This is a genomic window from Mycobacterium sp., assembly GCF_008709575.1.
Classification (GTDB): Bacteria; Actinomycetota; Actinomycetes; order Mycobacteriales; family Mycobacteriaceae; genus Mycobacterium.
In genome coordinates this window covers 1-622 of the sequence record NZ_VYIK01000453.1, presented here as the reverse complement: position 1 = coordinate 622, position 622 = coordinate 1, and the positions used below count along the sequence as shown (strand labels likewise).

Sequence of the window (622 nt, the reverse complement as noted above, 5' to 3'; positions counted from 1 at the left end):
GCACGCTGACCTCACCGGCCGGGATGTCCAACGTGACGTCTTCCCAAATCCGCGAGGATCCGAAGGACTTGGTCAGTCCCTGCACGTGGATAGCCGTACCCATCCGTATCCTCCCGACGACACAACCCGACAACCACCGGCCCCGGGGCTTGTGGCATGTGTCACTGTACCGTACCCGGCGACCAGTTGCCGTGGAAACCCATCGGCACCCGCTGCGGCAGCAGCACGGTGGCGGCCAACTCCAGCGTGGCGGCGTCGAGCAACAGCAGTTGGCCTTCGTCTCGGCCGCGGTGGTAGCCGTAGCCGATCAGCGTTCCGTCATCCTCGGCGCCGGCCGCGGGACTCGGGACGAAACACATCTCCCCGACCAGCAGGTCGGGATCGAGAGGGGCGGCGGTGACCGATCCGGTCGTGTAGTCGTGTTTGTACAGCGCCGTCGATATCGAAGACGTCTCGGCGCCCAGGTATCCGCCGTCGAGGCCGATGGTGTAGCCGAACCGGTGCCGGCGACCCAGCAGGGACTCGTTGATCCGGGGGAATTCCTGGGGCCGCTCGTCGCGGCATTCGCCGGCCACCGCGCCGGTGGCCATATTGATCGTCCAATGGTCCAGGGTAGGCGAGG

Annotated in this window: 1 protein-coding gene and 1 pseudogene; both read right to left on the bottom strand. The window is 66.6% G+C overall.

Annotation, left to right across the window (positions count from 1 at the left end; translation table 11 throughout):
• Positions 1-103 (bottom strand): annotated as a pseudogene (locus F6Q13_RS19550) (ABC transporter ATP-binding protein); the annotation flags it as partial.
• Positions 104-161: 58 nt separating this feature from the next.
• Positions 162-622: carotenoid oxygenase family protein (locus tag F6Q13_RS19545; protein ID WP_293060027.1), on the bottom strand; the 461-nt coding region annotated here is incomplete at its 5' end.